Raw genomic sequence first — 23,385 nt, forward strand, 5'->3', positions numbered from 1 at the left:
TAAGATCAAAAATATTTCTATTTTATATTCTGATTTGCAGCTCCCTTAACAGTTGTATAGTTAATTTTTAGAGCTTCAGCTTTTCTCAATTCCTGTTTAATATCTGATACAAGACCCATATTGGTTTCTCTATCCACTTTTAACGCGGTGGTTAAATAAGGAATAAGTTCTTCCCTTTTAGATTCCCTTTCAGAATATATGAATTGCTGTATTTCAGAAACACTGGCAAATTTATCATTCAACTGGATACGGGCTTCTGAGCCATATGTTTTTTGATATCTTTTACTTGGTTTCCCTGCGTAGATATACATGATCAAATCCTTTTTATCAAGTTTTTCAACCTGATCTGCAAAAGGAAGTCTATTTTCGATCATCAACGTATTTTCACGCATTACCGTAGCAACCATAAAGAAAAACAGGAGCATGAAAACAATATCAGGTAAAGATGCCGTGTTGATCGCAGGCAAATCTCCAGATTTTTTCTTTTTAAATTTAGACATAATTAAATTGTTTTCTTGTTAGCATTCCTAGCTTGAAGTCATAGGTTCAGCTTCAGAAAGAATTTGGGGGATCATATTTTTGATCACTGAAATTTTTTCTTCTAAAGCGTCTTTGTCCCCATTGTATTTAGGATCATTATAATTAGCTTCCATTTGAGTAAATGTAGTTCCAAACATTCTTAGAGCCTCGCGGTCCCTAAGTTCATTATATGCCGCAACCAGTTCATTTTGAACAGCAATATAAGTCCCATATTCAGTTCCACGGTTATTCACCAGGGAAATAACTGCCTTTTTAGGATTTACTGAAGAGTTATCAGCTCCTGCACCCTGACAAAAATCACAGGCTTCATCACCTGTTCCTCCTCCATTGTCCAGAAATTCAACTGCTGCCTTGCGCAAATCTTTCAAAGCCATTTCCTCATCTTCAACCAGTAATTGATTATTACTGTTAACAAGGACTTCAAAGATATTTCTTTGCTTGATATCCGGTGGGTCCTGTTTCTCATCCTGCCATTCAGGTAATCTCCTACTAATACCACTATCAGTTTCGATGGTAGTTGTTACCAGGAAAAAGATAAGTAGCAAGAAGGCGATATCTGCCATGGAACCTGCATTAACTTCCGGTGCTGATCTCCTTGCCATAATTATTTAGCTAATTTTTTCACTCCTGAGAGTACCATTGCTAGGATAGCAATACCACCCAGGATGTAAAAGGTTATTAATCCTGCGCCAACCCAATGATCTCCCGACGCTGAAAGCGTAGTACCATCTTTAAGGATTTGCTGCGTCCCGTCACTAAGAACATACGCTATGCCAATAACCGCAAGAAATGAGCCAATAGCAATCAAAGTGTTCTTAATATTTCCTCTAAACAAGCCAATTATCACATAAATAGCTACCAATACAATGACGATTAGTAAAACTATATAAGCAACCCACATGTAAGGATCAAGATGGCTACCCTGCAAATCTGCGGAGGCTTTGATGGCGGTGTCACCGGTAGCAATAATCCTTCCCAGAAAGATCATTCCTATCACTCCAATAACAAGTGCCAGATATTTTAATACTTTATGTAAAGTCATAATTTATTTAGTCTTAAATTCTTTTTTTAGTCTTATAAGCTACAAGCATATCGATTAAAGTGATAGAAGCATCTTCCATATCATTTACGATACTATCAATCTTAGCGATAATGTAGTTATAAAAAATCTGAAGAATAATCGCCACGATCAAACCAAATACTGTAGTTAAAAGTGCGATTTTAATACCACCCGCAACTAAAGAAGGGTTCATATCCCCGGCAGCTTCAATTTTATCAAATGCATCGATCATCCCGATTACCGTACCCATAAACCCAAGCATAGGAGCAAGTGCGATAAATAAAGATACCCAGGAAACATTCTTTTCAAGTTGTCCCATTTGAACGCCACCATAAGCAACAACAGCTTTTTCAGCTGCTTCAATACTTTCATCTGCCCTGTCCAGTCCCTGATAATAGATAGAAGCAACAGGACCCGATGTATTTCTACAAACTTCCTTAGCAGCTTCAATACCACCGCTATTCAAAGCATCTTCTACATCCAGCGCTAATTTCTTAGTGTTGGTTGTGGCAAGGTTTAAAAAGATAATTCTCTCAATTGCGATTGCAAGCCCCAGGATCAAACATAGGAGTACAATCCCCATGAACGCAGGTCCACCCTCAATAAATCGCTTTTTTAATTGTTGATGGAAACCCAGGGTTTCTTCTTCAATTTCATCATCAACGGTCGTAGTTTCTTCGTCATCCTGAACAAAAGTCATAACCGTAGATGGCAACACGTTTGCGTTATTAGCCGCTTTTAAATTGTTGGCCCCAAGAACCGTAATCGCGGCGATTACCAAAATAGAAAATAATCTTTTCATTACTGTTTGTCTTAATTAATTAGTTAAAGGTTTAAAGATATAAATTATTTTTAATAAAAACACTTAGCAGAGAGGAAGGGATTCGAACCCTCGATACGCTTGTGACGTATACACACTTTCCAGGCGTGCGCCTTCGACCACTCGGCCACCTCTCTTTAAATTGTTTCGGAGCGCCAAATAACAAAAAATATTGTTGGCTATCAAGAATGCCACGTTAATTTTAAGACATTTCGCCACGTAAAGATGTTTCAAAGATCGTTTTAAAGATTTTTGGGGATAAATTTTTACCCAGTAAATACATTAATTTAGAGACGGCTGCCTCGGTTGTAATATCCTTTCCCGAGACCACCCCAATCTTTTTTAAACCAATGCTAGTTTCGTATTGACCCATCATCACACTGCCTGCTACACACTGAGTTACGTTGATTATACTAAGGCCAGAACTTACTTTTTCTTTCAAAATATTTAAGAACCAGGGCTCACTTGAGGTGTTCCCACTCCCATAGGTTTCCAGTACAACTCCCTTTAAATTTTCCTTGGATAAAATATGTTCTACCGTACTCGCATTTATTCCCGGAAAAAGTTTTAAAATTAAAATTTCCGTATCAAAATCTGTATGAAGTTTCATCTTTTGCTTGCGATTCGTCTTCCATAAATTACTTTCATTGACTGAAAGATAGACACCAGATTCAGCCAAAGGTGGAAAATTCATCGAAGAAAATGCCTGAAAATGTTCCGCATTTAATTTTGTTGTCCTGTTTGCACGATATAATTTATATTCAAAATAAAGGCCCACTTCGGAAATAACTGCTCTCCCGTTTTTTTGGAGTCCGGCAATTTGTATACTCGTGATAAGGTTTTCTTTTGCATCTGTTCGAAGGTCCCCAATGGGTAATTGCGACCCTGTAAAAATGATGGGCTTAGAAAGGTTTTCAAACATAAAGCTCAATGCTGAAGCGGTATAAGACATGGTATCGCTCCCATGCAATACCACAAAACCATCGTAGTCATCATAATTTTCAAAAATGATATTGGCGATCTGAATCCAATATTTAGGATCCATATTTGAAGAATCTATGGGAGTTTCGAAACTTATGGTCTCTATATCGTGTTCGAGAAGTTTTAATTCAGGAATATTCTGAAGCAATTCGTTGAAATTAAAAGACTTTAATGCCCCGGAATCGTAATCTTTAATCATCCCGATTGTTCCACCGGTATATACCAGTAAAATTCGAGATCTAGACTTCATGCAATTTCAGTTTGTTGATTACTGGATTCGCATACATTAAGAGATAACTGTTTAAAGCAAGTGCATTTTTAACGTCTACCCTTCGGCTCACCCGTCTATCAAAATGCCGTTTTTGCTTTTCTGTATAATGTTCTTTAAACTCCTCCTGGTTTTTTATTAAATCGTAGGCAATATAATTGGCAGGCCAGAGTTTGAAATTCTTATGAATACGTTCATCAATTAAATTCGCTACTTCTTTTAATTGATCATTCACCGAGAGGTTCTTATTAGAAATTTCAGAAAAATCAGACATGTTTAAGATTTTTCCCGCGGAAATATGGATCCTACCCTTTTGTCCCAACGCGCCCTGCATGATACTATTGAAATCTTCATTTGCAGATTTCTTGTATTCCTCTTTCAATCTTTTCGCCAGCACCTCCGGCATCTTTAGCATATCTGTAGGATCGAATTCATAAGACATGGAAATGGGGACAATTTTCAAACTCGATAAATATTCTAAAATATCCAAATCACCTTTCGCCATTCCCAGCATCTTTAAAACTCCCTGTTGCGTTTCATCATTGCCATCTTTCGTTCTCCCTTCCCTCTGTGCCATCCAAACCGATCTTTTTTTATTGAGAAGTAGATCTTTGATATAAACAGAAAGCGTGTTACTACTTTGTAACATTTCCCTGGGACTCTGATTCCTTCTTACCAGAAAATTTCTATTCAGCCTTGATAATGCCAGTAAAAATGGTTTTTGAACAAGGTTGTCACCAATCGCAGAAGCAGTCATCACCAGATTATGATTATATAAGGCATAATTAATAAGGCAGGTGTCCAAAATAATATCGCGATGATTGGAAATAAACATATACGATTCATCTGGCTCCAGATCATCAAAACCACTATCGGTTAATCCCTCGCTGGATTTCTCAAGAACCCTTCCCACGCTATTATAAATTACTTTACTCTGAAAATCCCTAATGGAATGACAGCTTAAAACAATCTCTTCAATTTCTCTGCGGCTCTTTTCGGGAAACGTAAATTTCAGCAGGGATTTAACCATTGGATTTTTTACATATTCCTGCAAGGCGGCGTTCACCTCATTATCATGATAAAATCTTATTTCTTCAAAATCCTGCACTTAATTCGGTATTATTTTAACAAATGAACAAAATTTCTTTTTAATGGCTTTATTTTCCAAAAACTTCCTTGGAATTGCTCGTGGTCACTTCAGCTATTTTTTCCAGGGGTACTTGATATAATTCTGCTAATTTTTCAGCAACTTTTAAAAGATAGATAGGTTCATTTCTTTTTCCGCGGTAAGGTGTTGGCGCAAGATAAGGCGCATCTGTTTCAAGCACAATATGGGTCAAGGGAATTTCATGGATGAATTTATTCAATCCCCCATTTTTAAAAGTAACCACTCCCCCAATACCCAATTTCATATTATAAGCGATGGCTTTTTCAGCCTGCTCTTTTGTCCCGGTAAAGCAGTGAAAGATCCCGAACAAGTTTTCATCCTTTTCTTCTTCAAGAATTTCAAAAATCTCATCAAATGCTTCTCGACAATGAATAACGATGGGCAGCTTATATTTTTTGGCCAGTTGTATCTGCTTTCTAAAAGCATCCTGCTGAATTTCCAGGGTAGATTTATCCCAGTAGAGATCGATCCCAATTTCACCGATGGCAAAAAATTCCCTTTTTGACAATTCTTCTTCCACCAGTTTCAATTCTTCCAGGTAGTTTTCTTTTACATGCGTTGGATGAAGACCCATCATCAAAAAAATATGATCTGGAAAGGTGCTCTCCAGATCATACATGTTTTGGGTTGTTTCAGAATCTATGGCAGGAATAAAAAATCGTTTAACACCATGTTGAATAGCTTTCTGAATGATCTCTTTTCTATCTGCGTCAAATGCATCACTATATAAATGTGTATGCGTATCTGTAATTATCATGTTTGCAAAAGTAAAAGAAGAATACAAACTGATAAAACGAAAACGTGTAAATACTAAATTCCTTTAATGCAGAGACTTTTCTGACTGCAATGAGTATCTTAATGCCGGAGAGACTCACCTAACTTTTCGTCGCAGTAATAGTATCGCCGCTAATCGTTACGGGATAAATTTTAAGATCCCTTGTGTTCCCAGAAGCTCCCTGGGGGCCCTGGATCACATCCCCGTCTGTCTCATATCGGGAAAAATGAAGGTTACACTCAATAAATCCATTATCCTGTTTCCATATTAATGTTCCTCCCTGGTGCGGACAAAGCGCCTCTGTTGCGATAAAATTACTGGCAGAATTACCGGCTCCAATCCGGAAAAACAAAACCCCATTCTTTGAGGTCTGGTCTCCAACATTGCTCAAAATGGAAAGGTTCACACTTACCGTGCTAGGGCCTCCTCCGGGTGGGGGTGTATCAGTCCCACCATCATCGCTACTACAAGAGGTCATCAAACAGGGTCCCGAACATACTAGCAGGACTCCCTTTCCCATTGAATTAATAAATTCTCCTCGTTTCATAATGCTATATTTAAATGAAAAAAAATCAGTTATCTATGCTATCTCGTTTTGGTGCCAAATTAAAGTTCCTCGAAATTGCAAACCCAAAACGCACCCCACCATCAGACCAGCTTTTTGTGGTATTCGGAATAAAATTATTTGCTATTATATATGGTGAATTCTGAAAATTTAAACTAAATACATGCCCCCCGGTCTCAATTTCAATACCAATTCCCAGGGGATTAAAATAGTCAGTTTGTAAACTATCCGGCCTGCTCAACCCATTTACTATGGTATAATCTGCAATGATAGAAATTCGTTTCATTATTTTAAAACGTCCGCCAAATCCTAAAACAAAAAGATTACTGCGATCATCAAGGTCCTGTACCTGGGCATCAGGCCTCAATAAATAACCGGGAGTAGCCATCAGAGATATGCCCGGACCAAATTTCCTGGCTATTATTAACTGGAAAAAATGGGATATACGATCAGATTCTGCAGGAAATTCATCATTAAAAAAAGGCTTTCTTGTGATCCAGCCAGATTGTGCAAATAATGTTGCAGAAAACGGGAGGCCTTGATCTTCCTGCCAAAACACCCTATATTTAACCAAAGCGTTATACGTTTCATTAAACTTGCTCCGGCCAATTCCAACCGTAAGTTGGTCTGTAATGCCGTAATCAAAGCCTAAGTATAAATCTGTTGCCACATCAAGACCATAGAGTGTGTGGGAACCTCCAAATTCACCTCCAATATCACCAAATCTATGGCCGACCCAAAATGCGAGATTTTTAGCTTTTTGGGTTTCATTGGTTTGTAGCAACACCAACCTGGGGCTTTTAAAAGTAGCCTCGGTTTTATAGTTATCTTCGGCTGGGATAGTAGCCATGATGCTATCAATATCCTGCGCTTTGACGCCTAAATAAAAAGTTGAAATTACAATTAAACAAAGCTCTTTCATTTTGATCTCATTTGAAAATTGGCATTCACATTTACCGCAATGGTTTCAGCGATATTTTCCCATAACAGCCTGGGTATTCTAATATCGTGATCTTTACATTTTATTTCGAATTCAGAAGTTAGACGGATTGTTTTTTTATCATTAGCTAAGCTTATTATAGCCGGGATTTGCCGTTCCTGTGCCACACCATGAATCATTAAGCTACCCTGAAAAATTATTTTTTGTGATGAACCGGGAACAAGCTTGAGTTTTTCAATACTTCTGCCTCTAAAAGTGGCTTCCGGATAACGTTCACTCTCCATATAATTTTCATTAAAATGCTCCTGCATAAGGGCTTTTCTAAAGCGGAAAGAACGAATTTTAACTTTTATAGAAATTTCAGCATGATCTGGATTTAACACTGATATCCCTTCCCTGGAGACTGCACTGATATCTTCAATGGGCGCAGAAGAAAAAAATTGAATATTAACAGAAGTAGTTTGGTAAAATTGCGCACAAATCTGATGGCTAAATAGCACAACAAAAAATAGAAAAATGTAAGAACTCCTGGTAAATATCATCATAAGTTCTAGATTAATGATAACTTAATTTCCACGGAATAAGGAATTTACATAATATTTGTTAAAATAATGAAAATAAAAATTATCTTTTAAGATTATTATATTAGAATAGTCGAATCAAGAGTTCAAAAATATCGATCCTGCATAATTTTAACTAAATAAGGATAAGGATTAGTTAAAAGCGCGGTATCAAAAGATAATTCCTCTATAACTCCAAAACTGATAGAGATAGAGGACAAAAAAGGAAAATGCAACGACAAATTCCATAAAACTGGAAGCCATGATTCCAAGAAAAGAACCTAAAGCAGCTTTCCCGGCTGTTTTTGAACCGCTTCTATTTATTAGTTCTCCTATAAATGCGCCAATAAAAGGCCCAATTAATACTGCGAATGGAATGGGCGTAAAAATTCCAGCAATCAATCCTAGAGTTGCTCCAATCATTCCTTTTTTACTTCCCCCAAATTTTTTTGTCCCCATAGCGGGAATTATCCAGTCAAGTATAAAAATTAAAATGGCCACCAGCAAGGTGATTCCCAGTAGCCAGTAATTAAAAGGCACCAGTGGGATGAAAAAAAAGAGAAGCAACCCAAGCCAGCTTAGAGGAACGCCAGGTAGTACCGGCAGGAAGCTGCCCAGCAAACCCAATATCATAAGTAGTAAAGAAATTATGATCAAACTTAGTGTTAGCATGCGGATATTTTTAATGAAGATAATTACATTTTTAAAAACATTTAACTAATTTGTTAGTTTAAACTAATTATTTAGTTTATATTTGATTATCAAATTATTTAAAAATGAAACAACTCACTAAAGCCGAAGAGGAAGTAATGCATATTCTTTGGGAACTTAAGGAAGCAAATGTCGCGGCGATCATTGAAAAAATGCCAGAACCGAAACCTGCCTACAATACTGTTTCCACGATTGTGAGAATTTTGGAATCGAAAGGTTTTGTGGATCACAAACAACAGGGAAAAGGTTATAATTATTTCCCGCTTTTGAAAAAAGAAACCTATAGTAATCAAAGTATCAATCAGTTGATGAACAACTATTTTAATGGGTCCTTCAAAAGCATGGTCTCGTTTTTTATGAAGAAAAATGATTTGAATTCCAAAGATTTGGAAAATATACTAAAGGAAATTAATAAAGAGGAAAATGATGACTAATTATATAATTCAGGTAATCCTGTTTCAAATGGGTTTCCTCCTGGTCTTTGAATTGTTATTGAAGAAGGAAACATTTTTTAACTACAATCGTTGGTACCTGTTGCTTACGCCAATAGTTTCGATGCTTTTGCCATTTTTAAAAATCCCACAGTTGGGAAAAACCGAAACGCTAAGAAATTTTCAATCTATAGGCGAAATCTGGTTACCGGAAGTTATGATCAATACCAAAAAGGCTACACCTATAGTTGCAGAAATTGAGCCTACTTACAATCCTTTTTTGTTGATCTATGCTGTGGGGGTTTTAGCCAGCCTTATTTTCTTCGGAATAAAATATTTTAAGCTGATGAGCTTAGCTAAAAAGTCGAAACTGATTAGTGATCGGGATATAAAGATCTATGAAGTTGAAAATAGTGATTCCGCATTTACATTTTTCAGGAAAATTTTTATAGGAGATCAACTCACTGAAGAGCAAAAAGCACAAATCATGAACCACGAAAGGGTTCATATAGATCAAAACCATAGCGCCGACTTGTTTTATTTTGAAACCCTAAAGATGTTGTTTTGGTTCAATCCGCTCATTTATATTTATCAGGCAAGGCTGGCTAGCCTTCATGAATTTATCGCTGATGAAAACGCCATGAAAAAATCTGATAAAAAATCCTATTACGAGCAGCTTTTAAATACCGCCTTTGGCACCCAGAATATTTCATTTATCAATCAATTTTTTAAACATTCATTAATCAAAAAACGAATTATTATGTTACAAAAGAACAAATCCAAAACCGTTTCAAAATTTAAATTTTTAATGATCATTCCATTACTATTGGCTATGTTGACCTATGTCGCCTGCACCGATGATAACGGGCAAATAGCAGAGAATACACTTACCGAAAAAGTTTCCATAGAAGGGGAATTAATTCAATTTCTTGAAAAAATGCACGATGATGGCCAGTTAACGCCAGACCAAGAAACCAAATTTCTAGATCTTTTAAAGCAAAGTGAGCAAATTGTTGAAGAGAGATCTTCACAAAATAGTTCTCTTAATGAAACTGTTAACGACCAATCTGAATTAAACAGAAATCAGGAAAATTATGCTGCTGTTCCTTTTGCTGTAGTTGAAAAAACTCCATTTTTTAAAGATTGTGAAAGCTTGTCTCCAGAAGAAAGAAAAGCATGCACCCGGGATAAAATTAGCCTGCATGTTCAGAAAAATTTCAATACCGGATTAGGCAAAGAACTTGGACTTACTGGTTTAAATCGCGTGATCGTTCAATTTAAAATTGATACCAATGGGGAAATTACTGATATCAACGCTAGGGCTTCTCGTGAGGAACTTAAAGCTGAAGCTATTCGAGTTTTAGAATTACTCCCAACATTTGAACCAGGTACACAAAATGGACAAGCAGTAAGCGTAATGTATTCCTTGCCCATAACTTTTAAAGTAGGTGCATAGAATTTTATTCCTTTTTATATTTATAAGTATTCAGGCCGGGGCGCAATCTTCGGCTTTGAATATTGCAGATAGCCTGGCCAGGGTGGGCAAGAACGGGGAGGCGATCAAGTTGATGGAAAACACTAATCCAATATCAGATAAAATCCATCTCAAACTGGCCAAACTTCAGCAGGAAGAAGGAAATACAGTAAAGGCACTTCAGAATTATCAAAAAGTTCTAAAAGAAAATCCAGGCCATATTTTAACCGCGATGGATTACGGAGAATTATTGTTGAAAACAAATAAACTGGCAGAAGCTGACAGCCTTTTCAGTCACTTAACTTCTACCTATCCGCAGAATGCCTCGTTCCAATATCGTCTGGGGCTGGTAAAAGAAAAGCAGCAAGACAGCACTGCTATGGATTATTTCTTTAAAACCGTGGGTCTGGATTCTACACATCAGGCCGCATTATATAAAACGGCCAAATATCAACTGACACATAATAATGAATTTAATGCTATGAGTCTTGCAAAAACCGGTTTAAAATACAAACCGGAGAACACCTCATTATTATCAATTCTCGGGCAATCATATACAGCTTCCCTACAATTTAAAAAAGCCATCCCGGTATATGAAAAACTGGTAGCATTGGGTGAGGAAACAGAATTTGTTCTACAACACCTGGCCTGGGCATATAACAATACCGGCAGGAAAGAAGATGCGATTGAAGTATATCAAAAACTGCTGAAAATGCAGCCGGGAAATAGCTCTTATTATTCTCAAATTGGTTCTATTTACTATAAGTTGAAAGATTTTGAAAAAGCTAAATTAAATTTTCATATGGCCCTGAATATCAAGGATCAAAAACTGGATAAAGAATATTTAAATCTCGGTTTCGTCCATAAACAACTCGAAAATCATCAATTAGCATACACTTTTTTTAACAAGGCTCTTGAAGAAAATCAATTTAACGAACGCGCGTACCTGGAAAAAGCAATCGCTGCGGATAACTTTTACGAAGACAAGCAAAGTATCCTTGACCTTTATGTACACTATTTTGAAACTTTTAAAGACAACGGGGATCCAAAAATGTTGAAAATTGCCGAATATCGCATTCAGGATTTAAGAAAGGAAATTTTTCAAGCTGAGTAATTCATTCCTAATGTATATTAGTGTCCTGCTGAGCCTGCCTGCCGGCGGCAGGCGTGTCGAAGCACATCCGAAATGCCCTTCGACAAGTTACCATTGACGTATTTATTTGCGTAGTATAGACCCTGAAACCAGTTCAGGGTGACGATACTGATCTTTAGAATTGCCGTCATGCTGAACTTGTTTCAGCATCTAATTAGATACTCTAAAAAATACGTCCATTTTCCTGCGCTAGTTAAAACTTTTTATCACTTGCTTCAGGGAGACAATATTATTTGGATAATTGCTCAAAACTAAATTTCTTAAGCGCTTAGATTTCACTATTTTTGAAGTCCGAAAGCAGACCATCCATGCGAAAATCTATATTACCGGCTTTACTTTTTTTGTGCCTGTCCTGTAATTTTGAGACCAAAAAAATCTCTTCGGAAGAGGTTTTAGAACAGGAATCCAAGGCTTTAAACTGGAAGGAAGTAGATGAATACCCCGCTTTTGAAGAATGCAAAAACCTTTCTGAATTAACCGAAGCCAGATCCTGTTTCGAAAAAAAGATCAATCAAACTATAATTTCAGTACTTGTCGCACAGCAACCTGTAGTCACCAAAAGTATTGACGATACGCTTTATTTATATCTGGAAATTGACCATTCGGGAAATCCTAAAATCACCGAAATTGAGGTAGATCCCACTATTACCAATCAGCTACCGGATATCCGTAAGTGGCTGCGCCAGAGTATTGATTCTTTACCGAAAATATATCCCGCCAACAAAAGAGGAATACCGGTTTCTACAGTTTTTAAAATGCCTGTGGTTGTAAAGGCGGAGTGATCGTAATGCCGGAAGTTGGAGGCTGGAGGCTGGAAACTGGAGACTGGAAACTAAATACCTGATAATTGTTCACTGATAAGTGTTAATTGCTAATTGTTCATTGCTAATTGTTCACTGCTTAAAACTTCTTCCCTTCCACTTCACTTTACTAAATAGAGAGGCTATTACAATCCAACTGATAAAAAACGGATGAACAAAGGCTGCCCATAAAAATGAGTTCATCATACGTTCACGCATAAAGAATTTGGCCGCTCCCTGAATCATAAAAAAATCGAGTAAGAATTTTCCAAAAAATACAAAACATAGAGATTTCCAGTTGAAAAATCCAAAGATTGATAAAATCAAAAACAGGATAAGAACAATATTTAAGCTAAGCACAACAACCCCAACCAATTTGCTGAAAGCTCCCTGATACAATTTTCCCTTTTTCCCCCACCGGATCCTTTGTTGAATGAGTTCAGCAAAACTTTGCTGATAATTGGTTCTAACAATTTGATCCTTGTTTTTTGAAAATCCGGTTAAAAATCCTCTCTTTTTAAATTCCTGAAGTAAAAAGATATCATCCCCGCTTACTGAATCAACTTTCTGAATTTCCTCCTGCACCCTTAGATAACTGCTCTTTTTAAAACATAAATTGGCTGCATTGCACATAAATTGCCTGTTAATCCCAAAAGCTCCTATAGTTACAGCCTGAAGGCTTAAAAAGTCTAATTCCTCGAGTTGTTGGAACCATTTTGAATTTTCAATCCTTTTAAAACCAACGGGGCCGGCAATAAGGTCAAAATCTGCTTTAATTAAAAGTTTATTAAATCCATGGAGCCAGTTTTCAGGTAAAATACAATCGGCATCGGTCGTGCAAATATGAGTAAACCTGGCGCTTTTGATCCCTAGAGCAATCGCATCTTTTTTGGGGAATTTTGAAAGTTTTAGATTTTCTAAAATTCTGATACTTATTTCAGTTTCCTCATTTTTAAACCCTTCTGTAATTTTTAAAGAATCATCTTCAGAAAAATCATTTATCAGGATGATCTCAAATAGCTCTTTGGGATAATTCAAAAATTTAAGGGATTCAAATAAATCTTTTAAATTTTTCCCTTCATTTCGGAAGGGAATAACAATGGAAAAACCAAATTTTGAATTTCGATTTTCGAATGAAACTTCTTTTAAACGGTAAAAACCAATTAAAAAATAGATCATGATCGTGACATACAGCAAAAAGGTTAAAAGTAAGATTCCGCCAAACCACATGGAGTGTTGCCTATTTATTAATTAGTTTTGCGGTACAATTTAGCTATTTAAGGTTTGTCAAAAAACGCGTCTTCAGAAAAGATCATTTTGGGTATCGATCCCGGAACCACGATTATGGGTTTCGGCCTTATCAAAATTGAAAATAAACAGATGAGTTTTATTCAGATGAACGAACTGCAGCTAAAAAAATACGACGATCATTACATAAAATTAAAGTTGATCTTTGAGCGAACTATTGAACTCATCGATACGCACCATCCCGATGAAATTGCTATCGAGGCTCCATTCTTCGGAAAAAATGTACAATCTATGCTGAAGTTGGGAAGGGCGCAGGGTGTGGCCATGGCCGCCGGACTTTCCCGCCAAATTCCTATTACGGAATATCTTCCCAAGAAGATTAAAATGGCCATTACGGGAAATGGAAATGCCAGCAAGGAACAGGTTGCAAAAATGCTACAAAGCCTCTTAAAACTGAAAACCCTACCTAAAAACCTCGATTCAACTGATGGTCTCGCCGCCGCGGTTTGCCATTTTTATAATTCCGGCAGACCTGAAATTGGAAAAAGTTACACTGGATGGGAAGCCTTTGTAAAGCAAAACCCAAAAAAGATCAAATAATAATTAGCAATAAACAATGAGCTATGGCTGAATTTGAAAAAAAGAATGTTCTGGATGATAAATCCTATCAATTTGCCTTGAAAATTGTTCTATTATGTAAGGATCTTACTATTCAAAAAGAATACATTCTATCAAGACAGCTCTTAAAAAGTGGGACTTCAATTGGAGCCAATGTAGCCGAAGCAAACGGCGCAATTTCAAACGCTGATTTTTCTGCTAAAATTTCTATCGCATATAAGGAAAGTCTTGAAACTAAATACTGGTTGCGATTATTGAAAGATTCAGAATATCTCCCGGAAAAGAAGTTTGCTGAATTATTTGAAAATGCAGACGAACTCTCAAAAATTATGTTTTCAATTCTCAAGTCTACCCGTATAACTCCGAAAAGTGAAAATTGATCATTGTTAATTGCTAACTGATGAGCGGCATCTATATACACATTCCCTTTTGCAAACAGGCCTGTCACTACTGTGACTTTCATTTCTCAACTTCATTTAAAAAGAAGTCGCAATTAGTGGAGATGTTATGTCGTGAACTGGTGCTTCGGAAAGATGAAATAAAAGGGGATATTGAAACCATTTATTTTGGGGGCGGCACTCCTTCCCTATTGACTTCGGAAGAACTTGAAAAAATATTCGAAACTATTTTCGACAATTATTCACTTGCTGAAAATGCTGAAATTACCCTGGAAGCCAATCCGGATGATCTATCTGAAGAGGTGATTAAAAATTTGAGCCATTCTCCCATAAACAGGCTAAGCATTGGAATTCAGTCGTTTTTTGATGACGATTTAAAGTTGATGAACCGGGCGCATAATCAGGAAGAAGCCAGGAAAAGCCTGGAGCTTGCAACCCGGTATTTTAAAAATTTATCCATCGATCTTATTTACGGGATTCCGGGTTCTTCCAACGAAAAATGGAAGGAAAACTTACAGATCGCTTTAGATTATAAGATTCCGCATATTTCCAGTTATGCTTTGACCGTGGAACCCAAAACCGCTTTGGAAAAATTTATAAAAAACGGAGAAGTTGATCCTGTTGAGGACGAAGTTTACCGAGAACAATTCGATATTTTGGTAGAAACGCTTACGAACACGGGATTTGAGCATTATGAATTTTCAAATTACGGAAAACCTGGATTTCATTCCCGGAACAACATGGCCTACTGGTTGGGCAAAGCTTATTTAGGAATAGGCCCATCGGCACACTCTTTCGATGGAGAAAACCGTAAGTGGAACATTAACAATAATGCTTTGTACATCAAATCGCTGGAGCAGGATCAAATTCCGCAGCAAATGGAAAAACTAAGTATGACAGATCGTTATAATGAATTTATCATGACCAGGCTGCGCACCAAATTCGGAGTTTCGCCGGTTGATATTCAGAAGAAATTTGGGGATAAATATCTTATCCATTTCTATAAGGAAATTGAAATTCCTATGACGAAAGCTTTGGTGGAGCTAAAAGACGAGCACTTTCATATATCAAAAAAGGGAAAATTCTTAAGCGACGGGATCGCTTCAGATTTGTTTTATATAGATTGATAAAAATCCCACGGGCATTGAAATGGAAACGAACCATACAGTCATTTGTAAAGGGCAAATGCCTGCGATAGCGAAGTTTTTGTAACGAGAAACTATTTAGGAAAGCAGGATTTCATTAAAGTCCTGAGCATAGTAACATGAGATTTCTCACTCCGCTGCGCCTGCCTCGTCCGGCAGGCAAGTTCCGTATCGAAAACGACTGCATAACTTCTATATTTCGCCTCAATAGAAAAGCAATAAAAATTTCAATTTTTAATTCTCCATTATCAATTACCAATTATCAACATTACCTTTGTTAGGATCAACCTTAGAAAATGCTTGCAACTATTAGCCGAAGCGGTCAATCTTATCAAATCGATTTTTCCAAACCGCTGGATATTTCTATCAGTCTGCGTGGGGATGAGAAAAATCCCATGGCCTGGTATTTAAAGCACCCGGAAATCACTCCGGTGCGGGAGGCAAATTTTGTGGGCAGGGTGAAACAGGGTGCTTCGGTTAATTTTAATAATATCTGGTTTAATCCACACGCGCATGCTACGCATACTGAATGTGTGGGCCATATCACCCCGGAAATGCAAACGATTCAGCAAAGCCTGAAAACTTTCTTTTTTAAGGCCCAATTGATTTCCGTAGAACCCGAAAAAAGAAAACAAGATCTGGTGATCACAAGGGCACAAATCAGTAAAAAACTTAAAAATCTTGATGCTGAAGCAGTGATTATTCGAACGCTCCCGAATTATATTGGAAAAATTTCGATGCACTATTCACATTCTAACTGGCCTTATCTGGAAAAAGAGGCAGCTGAATTTCTGCGTGATTCCGGTATAAAACATTTATTGATCGATCAGCCTTCCGTAGATAAGGAAAAGGATGAAGGGAAATTGCTGGCGCATAAGGCTTTCTGGAATTATCCCAAAGCTACACGGTTTGATGCTACGATTACAGAACTTATTTACGTTCCCAACAAAATTGAAGACGGTGATTATTTTTTAAACCTGCAACCCGCTTCCTTCGAAAATGACGCGGCACCAAGTAAGCCGGTACTTTATAAAATTCAGCAAGCATGAAAACAATCTTAAAACTGGAAGAATTTGGTTTACTCTTATTCGGAATTTGGGCTTTTAGTAATTTGGATCTAAGCTGGGGTTGGTATGTTGGATTATTTCTGGTCCCTGATATTGGAATGCTTGGATATCTACTAAATAAAAAATATGGTGCTATTTTATATAATATCTTTCACCATCGTTTCATTGCTGTGATCTTATTTTTTATAGGTTATTTTATTCAAAATGAGTTTGTGATGATGGCCGGAATCATACTTTTTTCGCATATTGCTTTTGACAGAATGCTGGGATACGGATTAAAATTTGAAAAAGGATTTAAATTTACCCATCTTGGGGAAATAGGAAATTAATATGGAATTACTGTTTATAGGCTTGGGCGTTGGTGCCATAATCGCTTATTTTATCTTTCGTGCCTTTAATAAAGAACGCTCTAAAACCAATACAGAGCAACAATCGGTCGTATTGATGGATAAGATCAAAAGCGTTTGCAAGTTTATTACGGTAGAAGGTGATTTTTCAGAAATCTATCATTATGAAAATCTGAAGGAGAAATATATAAGTTTGGTGTTGGGAAAAAAGAAAGCGATCGTTCTGGTGACCGCAAAAGCGCATATTGGTTTTGATCTCAGCAAGGTTAGAATGGATAATGACAACGAAAACAAGAGGATCATTTTAACCAATTTTCCGCAACCGGAATTGCTCACTATTGAAACCGATTTTAAATATTACGATAAACGCGAAGGCTGGGCGAATCCCTTTACCACCTCAGATCTTACCGATATTAATCGCGATGCGAAGAAAAGCATTGTAGATAAAATTCCGCAAAGCGGTTTGATGGATAAAGCGAGGAAAGAGGCGCTGGATACCATTTTACTGATGGAAAAAATCGTGGAAACCATCGGCTGGAAACTGGACTATACCGCGCTCACTATTGAAGATTCAGAATTCAAAAAACTTGACTAAAAAAATCCCTCCCCACTGGGGAGGGCAGGGAGGGGATGAACATAGATACTTACAGGAACTATTGTCTTAGCAAAAAAGCTGTGACCGAAGGCTTACCCTTTGGCCCGGATAATCTCGTTTTTAAAGTGATGGGCAAAATGTTTACAATCGTTAGTCTCGATGAAGTTCCCTTACGTGCAAACCTAAAATGTGATCCAGAGCGCGCGATCGAATTAAGAGAAGAGCATGAGGAAAATATTTTACCCGGTTACCACATGAACAAACAACATTGGAATACCCTGGTGATGGATGGATGCCTGGATCCCAAACTAATCCTTGAATTGATCGATCATTCTTATGATCTGGTCGTTAGCGGACTCACAAAAAAACTTAAAGAAGAACTCGAAAATTTATAATGACGCAGGCAAAAGATTTTTACATTTCCCGCAAGGAACAATATTCCCAAAAATATAGCGAACTTACTAGCCGACTGGCCTTTTCCAGCATTTTTCGCTTGCTTAATTTCCTTTTAATAGGCGTAGCTATTTATTATTTCTTCGGAAATATTCAATTGCTAATTCTTGTAGTGGTTGTGATGTTGGTTTTATTTCTTTTTTTGGTAAGCCGTCATTCTAATATCAAAGCTGAACGGGAACGTATCCTGGCCTTGCAGCAAATCAATGAACAGGAACTAAGAATTTTAAACACCCGTGACTTTTCCGATTTGCCCGAGGGAAAAGAATTTGAGCCGGCGCATCATGAGTTTAGTCAGGATATTGATCTTTTTGGCAAAAAATCATTCTTTCAATATTTAAACCGAACTGCTTTAAAAGGAGGAAGTGCCCGCTTAGCGTCCATGCTGTTATCCAATGATGTGGAAGCAATTATAGAAAAACAAAAATCAGTCAAAGAACTTTCTGAAAAAGCCGACTGGCGCCAAAATTTTACCGCCACGGCCAGTCTCATTAAAACCAGGATCCGATCGACCATAGTGATTGACTGGATAAAAAATTATAAAAGCTTTGTACCAAAATTCGGTAAGTGGCTGCCCAATATATTTTCAGTAGTATCTATATCCATCATTATTGCCGCTTACTTTGAGCTGGTTCCTGGCTCCTTTACCATAATCTGGCTTTTTGTAGGTATAGGAATCACCACGCTCTATTTAAAAAAAGTCAATGATCTTTCAGAAAAAACCGGGCAGGTCCAGGAAACTTTTCAGCAATACTATCAGTTAATTGGTTTTATTGAAAAGGAAGAATTTGAATCAGCCATACTTGTTGAAATCAAAAATTCCATTATTACCAATACCGAAAAAGCTTCAGAAGTTCTCCATAAATTCTCAAAAGCGCTGGATGCACTGGATCAAAGGAATAACTATCTTTTTGGGTTTATCGTAAATGGTTTCTTTTTATGGGATATACGCTATGCTTATGCCATTGAAAAATGGATCGAACAGTATCAGGAATCAGTCGAAAAATGGTTTACCGCAGTGGAAAAAATAGACGCCTACAATAGTTTAGGGAATTTCAGTTTTAATCATGATTCCTATATTTTTCCGCAGATCTTAGAAAAAAACAAGGGAATTCAGGCCAAAAATTTAGGACATCCACTGCTTGATCCTTCCAAGCGGATCGATAATGATTTTCAAATAGATTCGGAACAATTCTTTATCATTACCGGTGCGAATATGGCGGGAAAAAGTACTTTTTTACGAACCGTCGCCCTGCAAATTTTAATGTCTAATACCGGTTTGCCCGTTTGTGCCGATTCCGGTAATTATTCCCCTATAAAATTGATCACCAGTATGCGTACTACTGATTCACTGGGTGATGACGAATCCTATTTCTTTTCAGAATTAAAAAGATTGAAGTTTATTGTAAACAAAATAGAGGATGAAAATTATTTTATAATCCTGGATGAAATTTTAAAGGGCACGAACAGTACAGACAAGGCGATTGGTTCCCGAAAATTTGTACAACGCCTCGTTGCCAGTCATTCCACAGGGATTATTGCTACCCACGATCTTAGTCTTTGCGAAATCAGCGAAGAATTGAAGGAGGTAAAAAACTTCTATTTTGATGCTGAAATTGTAAATGATGAACTTCATTTTGATTATCATTTAAAGAATGGGATTTGCCAAAATATGAATGCTTCCTTTCTACTGCGGAAAATGAAAATTGTCGAAGAATAATTAAAGGAGATGCTGGAACGAGTTTAGCATGACGGCAATTCTAAAGATGAGTATCGTCACCCTGAATTTATAGGGTGATCACTATCTTCGCAACCAAATTTACCCTATGACTTCGGAAGAAAAATTAAAACAACGTTCGAATGCTACCTGTGAGCTTTGCGGTTCGTTAGAAAATTTAAGTGTATATGAAATTCCAGATTCCCCCGACGATTCAGAAAAGCAAATTCTGATCTGTGAGACCTGTCATACTCAAATTGAAGATCCTGAAAAAGCAGAGGCAAATCACTGGAGATGCCTGAATGATAGTATGTGGAGCCAGATCCCGGCAATACAGGTTATGTCCTGGCGTATGCTAAATAGATTAAAAGCTGAAGGCTGGCCACAGGATTTGTTGGACATGATGTATATGGATGAGGGTGTGAAAGATTGGGCAAAAGCAGGTCTAAAAACGGAATTTTCAGAAGATACTATGGTTCATAAAGATAGTAATGGAGCTATACTGGAAGCTGGAGATACGGTAGTACTTACCAAAGATCTTAATGTTAAAGGTTCCAGTTTGACGGCAAAAAGGGGCACAGCTGTACGCAGAATTTCCCTGGATCATGAGAATGCCGGGCAAATAGAAGGCAAGATTGAAGGACAACAAATCGTGATCCTTACCAAGTTTGTAAAGAAAGTATAAGAAGAATTGATAAATAGCTTACTTCGACTGCGTCCCGTAATGACAATTATAACGCCACTGCGAGGGAATAAAATGACAGAAGCAGTCTCAGAATGAGATTCCTTCCCTGCGTTCGGGATGGACACCCGTAATAATAGGAAGAATAAATCAGTTTAAAAATGGACAAACCAGATAACTCACAACCCAACAATCCTTTACATGGAATAAAACTGGCGAATATTCTTGAACTACTGGTGGCACATTACGGATGGAAGGGTTTGGCAAATGAAATAGATATCAACTGTTTTAAAAATGATCCTTCCATAAAATCCAGCCTCAAATTTTTAAGAAGGACGCCCTGGGCAAGGGAAAAAGTGGAGGAACTTTACCTAAATACCGATTTTTAAAAGTCATTGTGAGGAAATGATATGACTGAAGCAGTCTCCATCTAGACTAGAAAGCTCATCATTGTAGATTGCTTCGACTGCGTCTCGCAATGACTGGTTTCTCGTCACTGCGAGTGAATGAAATGAACGTGGCAGTCTCTAAATACCGTTTGCCTCAATCATGGGGTTGCTTCGCTGTGCTCGCAATGACACTTGAATAAGATCGTCACTGCGAAGGAATGAAATGACAGAAGCAGTCTTAGCTTCTTGACATTAGATTGCTTCGACTGCGTCTTACAATGACAAATTATAAACAGATTTCTCCCTACGGTCGAAATGACTTAAGTGGCCCTCAATAAATATAAAAGCACGGCAGTCGCCGTGCTTTTATATTTATCATAAGAAAATTTTTACTTTTTTACCTTCGCAGTTTCATCCTTTTTTTTAATTGTATCGGTACCCGTCAAAAAACTATAATTTTTGGCATAATCCATCATCTGATCTTCAAAAGATTCAGGTTGGGTGACTTTGATGGAAACGATCTCTCCATTTTCATCCATTTCAGGAACCCATACAGGGTTTACAAATCCGCTATAAGGAGCCGATTTGAATTTCTCATTTCTCGCTAAAACCTGCTTATGTAACTCCTGATCTACCTTTACGCCGTAATTTTCTACAAGATCTTTAGCTGCCTGATAATCACCTTCAGATTTAATTCTCTGGGTCTCCTTGAGTAATTCCCCAAACAATTCTCTCATTTTCGCATAATCGGTAATATGAAAATAGGTTTTTCCGTCTTTCTGAACTTTTTCAATTGCACCCTGCTCCTTTCCTTTTTCAAAAGCCCAGGCACTCACCCACTGTCGGTTTCTCATGTGCGCTTCTTCAATGTCCTCTCCCGGTTCGATCCTCACTAGTTGTGTCATCATTCCGTTACGGATGTAGTCATTATAAGCCGCTTTTCCCAACTTTTCTGAATCATCGGTAAGCCCAAGTTCTTCCAATTTTGGATCCATCAGGTAGTAAAGTCCAACAAGATCGGCACGGCCTTCTTCCAAAGTAGAAGCATAATTTTTCAAAGTTTCTTTGGTTTCACCTACCCCGGGATTCATTTGCCCGGAAGCGTGACCCACTACTTCATGTAAGGCTGTATGTAATTTATCTGCCTCTTTTCCATATTTTTCGCTCAGTTCAACTTCTTCCTCATTATAGGCGAATTCCTTCAATTTTTCTGTGCCGCCGGCACTTTCATAGGCCGCAATGATATTTCCTAAAGAAACCGACTTACTTCCATGTTGTTTCCTGATCCAGTTCGCATTTGGAAGGTTTACTCCAATGGGCGTACTTGGTGAGGCATCCCCGGCTTCACCTGCCACAATTACCGTTTTATAAGTTACCCCAACCACAGAATCTTTTTTGTGCTCGTCCATAATGGGGGAATTGTCTTCAAACCACTGCACCTCATTCTCCAGGACACTCATTTTTTTGGACATATCGAAATCCTTGATCTGCACGATATTTTCATAGGAACCGCGATAGCCTTTTGGATCGTTATAGACTTCAATAAAACCATTGATATAATCAATATTCCCTTCCGTGGCTTTCACCCAGGCAACGTTATAATCATCCCAGGTTTTAAGATCGCCTGTTTTATAATATTCGATCAATAATCCCAGCGCATCTCCCTGCTTTTGATTTTCAGCAACACTTTGAGCTTTTTCCAACCAGTCGATGATCTCGTCGATTGCCGCACCATACAATCCGCCGCTTTTATAAGTTTTCTCTACCAGTTTTCCATTTTCCTTTACCAGCTTCGAGTTGAGCCCGAAAGAAAGAGGCCTCGTAGCATCCGGAGATTTTTTATTGGCATAGAATTGGTCTACTTCAGCAGCAGTTACATCCTTACCATAAAAATTAATTGCTGATCCTTCAATGAGTCCATCAGCCTCATTCAAATTAACTTTTTTAGCATCTTTTTCGTTAAAGATTACTTCATAAACTTCCCCATTAAGTTCAGTATTGGTTTTGGCTAAAAGGGTGTCGAAATAATCTTTGCTGAAATCTGGTTTGATCTTAGCATTCGAGTAATGATGGTGGATCCCGTTAGAAAACCATATACGTTTTAAATAAGTTTCAAAATTTTCCCATTCTTCTGAAGCTTTATCACCTTCATAGTTCACATAGATATTTTCAAGAGCTTCGCGAATTTTAAGATTATGGCGATAATTCTGGTCCCACATGATATCACGCCCGGCAAGGCCTGCCTGCGTTAGATAATATACCAGTTTTTGTTCTTTCAGACTTAAATCTTCCCAACCCGGGATTTGATAGCGAAGTATTTTAAGATCGGCAAACTCATCTACCTTTACTTCGAAATTTTCATTGGAAGCCATTTCATTTTCGTCTTCCAAAGGTTCTTTTTTATCCTGATCATTACAGGAAATTAATGCAAGGGTAGTTGCCAGCATTAGGATACTTAAAAGTTGTTTCATGTTTGTGTA

The 23,385-nt window shown here is 37.5% G+C and carries 27 protein-coding genes and 1 tRNA gene; 14 read left to right on the forward strand and 14 right to left on the reverse strand.

Annotated elements, in window-relative coordinates; all coding sequences use genetic code 11:
- Positions 1-17: 17 nt before the first annotated feature.
- The 12 genes from DHD80_RS05305 to DHD80_RS05360 form a co-directional block, all read right to left on the reverse strand.
- Positions 18-500 carry a biopolymer transporter ExbD gene (locus DHD80_RS05305; protein ID WP_251740107.1) on the reverse strand — a complete coding sequence of 161 codons (483 nt, stop codon included), beginning with the start codon at positions 498-500 and terminating at the stop codon, positions 18-20.
- A 27-nt stretch (positions 501-527) separates the two neighbouring features.
- On the reverse strand, positions 528-1,142 hold the full coding sequence (locus DHD80_RS05310) for a biopolymer transporter ExbD (RefSeq protein ID WP_251740108.1): 615 nt from the start codon (positions 1,140-1,142) through the stop codon (positions 528-530).
- 2 nt (positions 1,143-1,144) lie between these two features.
- Positions 1,145-1,582 carry a hypothetical protein gene (locus DHD80_RS05315; RefSeq protein WP_251740109.1) on the reverse strand — a complete coding sequence of 146 codons (438 nt, stop codon included), beginning with the start codon at positions 1,580-1,582 and terminating at the stop codon, positions 1,145-1,147.
- 13 nt (positions 1,583-1,595) lie between these two features.
- Positions 1,596-2,402: a MotA/TolQ/ExbB proton channel family protein gene (locus DHD80_RS05320; RefSeq protein ID WP_251740110.1), complete on the reverse strand. Its 807-nt coding sequence runs from the start codon at positions 2,400-2,402 to the stop codon at positions 1,596-1,598.
- Between the two features lie 67 nt (positions 2,403-2,469).
- Positions 2,470-2,557 (reverse strand) — tRNA-Ser (locus DHD80_RS05325).
- Positions 2,558-2,622: 65 nt separating this feature from the next.
- Positions 2,623-3,651, reverse strand: a complete 1,029-nt coding sequence (locus DHD80_RS05330) for an asparaginase (protein WP_251740111.1) — start codon at positions 3,649-3,651, stop codon at positions 2,623-2,625.
- A complete protein-coding gene (locus DHD80_RS05335; RefSeq protein WP_251740112.1) occupies positions 3,641-4,777 on the reverse strand; it encodes a 1-acyl-sn-glycerol-3-phosphate acyltransferase in 1,137 nt (378 codons plus the stop codon). Before DHD80_RS05335 ends, DHD80_RS05330 begins: the two co-directional genes overlap by 11 nt.
- A gap of 49 nt (positions 4,778-4,826) precedes the next feature.
- Positions 4,827-5,594, reverse strand: coding sequence for a TatD family hydrolase (locus DHD80_RS05340; protein WP_251740113.1), 768 nt, complete (start codon positions 5,592-5,594; stop codon positions 4,827-4,829).
- Between the two features lie 118 nt (positions 5,595-5,712).
- Positions 5,713-6,159 carry a Rieske (2Fe-2S) protein gene (locus DHD80_RS05345; RefSeq protein ID WP_251740114.1) on the reverse strand — a complete coding sequence of 149 codons (447 nt, stop codon included), beginning with the start codon at positions 6,157-6,159 and terminating at the stop codon, positions 5,713-5,715.
- Between the two features lie 25 nt (positions 6,160-6,184).
- Complete coding sequence (locus DHD80_RS05350) at positions 6,185-7,099, reverse strand: DUF5777 family beta-barrel protein (protein ID WP_251740115.1); 915 nt, start codon at positions 7,097-7,099, stop codon at positions 6,185-6,187.
- Positions 7,096-7,662 carry a YceI family protein gene (locus tag DHD80_RS05355; RefSeq protein ID WP_251740116.1) on the reverse strand — a complete coding sequence of 189 codons (567 nt, stop codon included), beginning with the start codon at positions 7,660-7,662 and terminating at the stop codon, positions 7,096-7,098. Before DHD80_RS05355 ends, DHD80_RS05350 begins: the two co-directional genes overlap by 4 nt.
- Before the next feature lie 186 nt (positions 7,663-7,848).
- Complete coding sequence (locus tag DHD80_RS05360; RefSeq protein ID WP_251740117.1) at positions 7,849-8,349, reverse strand: DUF456 domain-containing protein; 501 nt, start codon at positions 8,347-8,349, stop codon at positions 7,849-7,851.
- A 104-nt stretch (positions 8,350-8,453) separates the two neighbouring features.
- Between DHD80_RS05360 and DHD80_RS05365 the strand changes: the two genes are divergently transcribed.
- The 4 genes from DHD80_RS05365 to DHD80_RS05380 all read left to right on the forward strand — a co-directional run bounded on the left by DHD80_RS05365 (position 8,454) and on the right by DHD80_RS05380 (position 12,228).
- Positions 8,454-8,822, forward strand: coding sequence for a BlaI/MecI/CopY family transcriptional regulator (locus DHD80_RS05365; protein ID WP_251740118.1), 369 nt, complete (start codon positions 8,454-8,456; stop codon positions 8,820-8,822).
- Complete coding sequence (locus DHD80_RS05370) at positions 8,812-10,275, forward strand: M56 family metallopeptidase (RefSeq protein ID WP_251740119.1); 1,464 nt, start codon at positions 8,812-8,814, stop codon at positions 10,273-10,275. Before DHD80_RS05365 ends, DHD80_RS05370 begins: the two co-directional genes overlap by 11 nt.
- Positions 10,268-11,407, forward strand: coding sequence for a tetratricopeptide repeat protein (locus DHD80_RS05375; protein ID WP_251740120.1), 1,140 nt, complete (start codon positions 10,268-10,270; stop codon positions 11,405-11,407). The genes DHD80_RS05370 and DHD80_RS05375 overlap by 8 nt, the downstream gene beginning before the upstream one ends.
- Positions 11,408-11,754: 347 nt before the next feature.
- The gene (locus DHD80_RS05380) at positions 11,755-12,228 is read left to right on the forward strand and encodes a hypothetical protein (RefSeq protein ID WP_251740121.1); all 474 of its coding nucleotides are present in this window, start codon (positions 11,755-11,757) and stop codon (positions 12,226-12,228) included.
- 111 nt (positions 12,229-12,339) lie between these two features.
- Here the strand turns inward: DHD80_RS05380 and DHD80_RS05385 are convergent, their stop codons facing one another.
- On the reverse strand, positions 12,340-13,425 hold the full coding sequence (locus DHD80_RS05385) for a glycosyltransferase (protein ID WP_251740122.1): 1,086 nt from the start codon (positions 13,423-13,425) through the stop codon (positions 12,340-12,342).
- A gap of 105 nt (positions 13,426-13,530) precedes the next feature.
- On the opposite strand from DHD80_RS05385, the gene ruvC reads away from it, so the two are divergent.
- From ruvC to DHD80_RS05435, 10 genes are all read left to right on the forward strand, one after another.
- On the forward strand, positions 13,531-14,094 hold the full coding sequence (gene ruvC, locus DHD80_RS05390) for a crossover junction endodeoxyribonuclease RuvC (RefSeq protein ID WP_279346997.1): 564 nt from the start codon (positions 13,531-13,533) through the stop codon (positions 14,092-14,094).
- A 23-nt stretch (positions 14,095-14,117) separates the two neighbouring features.
- The gene (locus DHD80_RS05395; protein WP_251740123.1) at positions 14,118-14,492 is read left to right on the forward strand and encodes a four helix bundle protein; all 375 of its coding nucleotides are present in this window, start codon (positions 14,118-14,120) and stop codon (positions 14,490-14,492) included.
- Positions 14,493-14,512: 20 nt separating this feature from the next.
- A complete protein-coding gene (gene hemW / locus DHD80_RS05400; protein WP_251740124.1) occupies positions 14,513-15,637 on the forward strand; it encodes a radical SAM family heme chaperone HemW in 1,125 nt (374 codons plus the stop codon).
- Between the two features lie 314 nt (positions 15,638-15,951).
- Positions 15,952-16,704 carry a cyclase family protein gene (locus tag DHD80_RS05405; protein ID WP_251740125.1) on the forward strand — a complete coding sequence of 251 codons (753 nt, stop codon included), beginning with the start codon at positions 15,952-15,954 and terminating at the stop codon, positions 16,702-16,704.
- A complete protein-coding gene (locus DHD80_RS05410; protein ID WP_251740126.1) occupies positions 16,701-17,051 on the forward strand; it encodes a DUF4260 domain-containing protein in 351 nt (116 codons plus the stop codon). The genes DHD80_RS05405 and DHD80_RS05410 overlap by 4 nt, the downstream gene beginning before the upstream one ends.
- A gap of 1 nt (position 17,052) precedes the next feature.
- The gene (locus tag DHD80_RS05415) at positions 17,053-17,664 is read left to right on the forward strand and encodes a DUF4230 domain-containing protein (protein WP_251740127.1); all 612 of its coding nucleotides are present in this window, start codon (positions 17,053-17,055) and stop codon (positions 17,662-17,664) included.
- Positions 17,665-17,699: 35 nt separating this feature from the next.
- Positions 17,700-18,059 (forward strand): MmcQ/YjbR family DNA-binding protein, encoded by a 360-nt coding sequence (locus tag DHD80_RS05420; protein WP_251740128.1) that lies wholly within the window; start codon positions 17,700-17,702, stop codon positions 18,057-18,059.
- On the forward strand, positions 18,059-19,837 hold the full coding sequence (locus DHD80_RS05425) for a DNA mismatch repair protein MutS (protein WP_251740129.1): 1,779 nt from the start codon (positions 18,059-18,061) through the stop codon (positions 19,835-19,837). The genes DHD80_RS05420 and DHD80_RS05425 overlap by 1 nt, the downstream gene beginning before the upstream one ends.
- Before the next feature lie 106 nt (positions 19,838-19,943).
- On the forward strand, positions 19,944-20,519 hold the full coding sequence (locus DHD80_RS05430) for an alkylphosphonate utilization protein (protein ID WP_251740130.1): 576 nt from the start codon (positions 19,944-19,946) through the stop codon (positions 20,517-20,519).
- Between the two features lie 158 nt (positions 20,520-20,677).
- The gene (locus DHD80_RS05435) at positions 20,678-20,905 is read left to right on the forward strand and encodes a VF530 family protein (protein ID WP_251740131.1); all 228 of its coding nucleotides are present in this window, start codon (positions 20,678-20,680) and stop codon (positions 20,903-20,905) included.
- 389 nt (positions 20,906-21,294) lie between these two features.
- Here the strand turns inward: DHD80_RS05435 and DHD80_RS05440 are convergent, their stop codons facing one another.
- Complete coding sequence (locus DHD80_RS05440; protein ID WP_251740132.1) at positions 21,295-23,376, reverse strand: dipeptidyl peptidase 3; 2,082 nt, start codon at positions 23,374-23,376, stop codon at positions 21,295-21,297.
- Positions 23,377-23,385 lie beyond the last annotated feature (9 nt).

It is taken from the genome of Gramella sp. AN32 (assembly GCF_023718305.1).
Lineage (GTDB): Bacteria > Bacteroidota > Bacteroidia > Flavobacteriales > Flavobacteriaceae > Christiangramia > Christiangramia antarctica.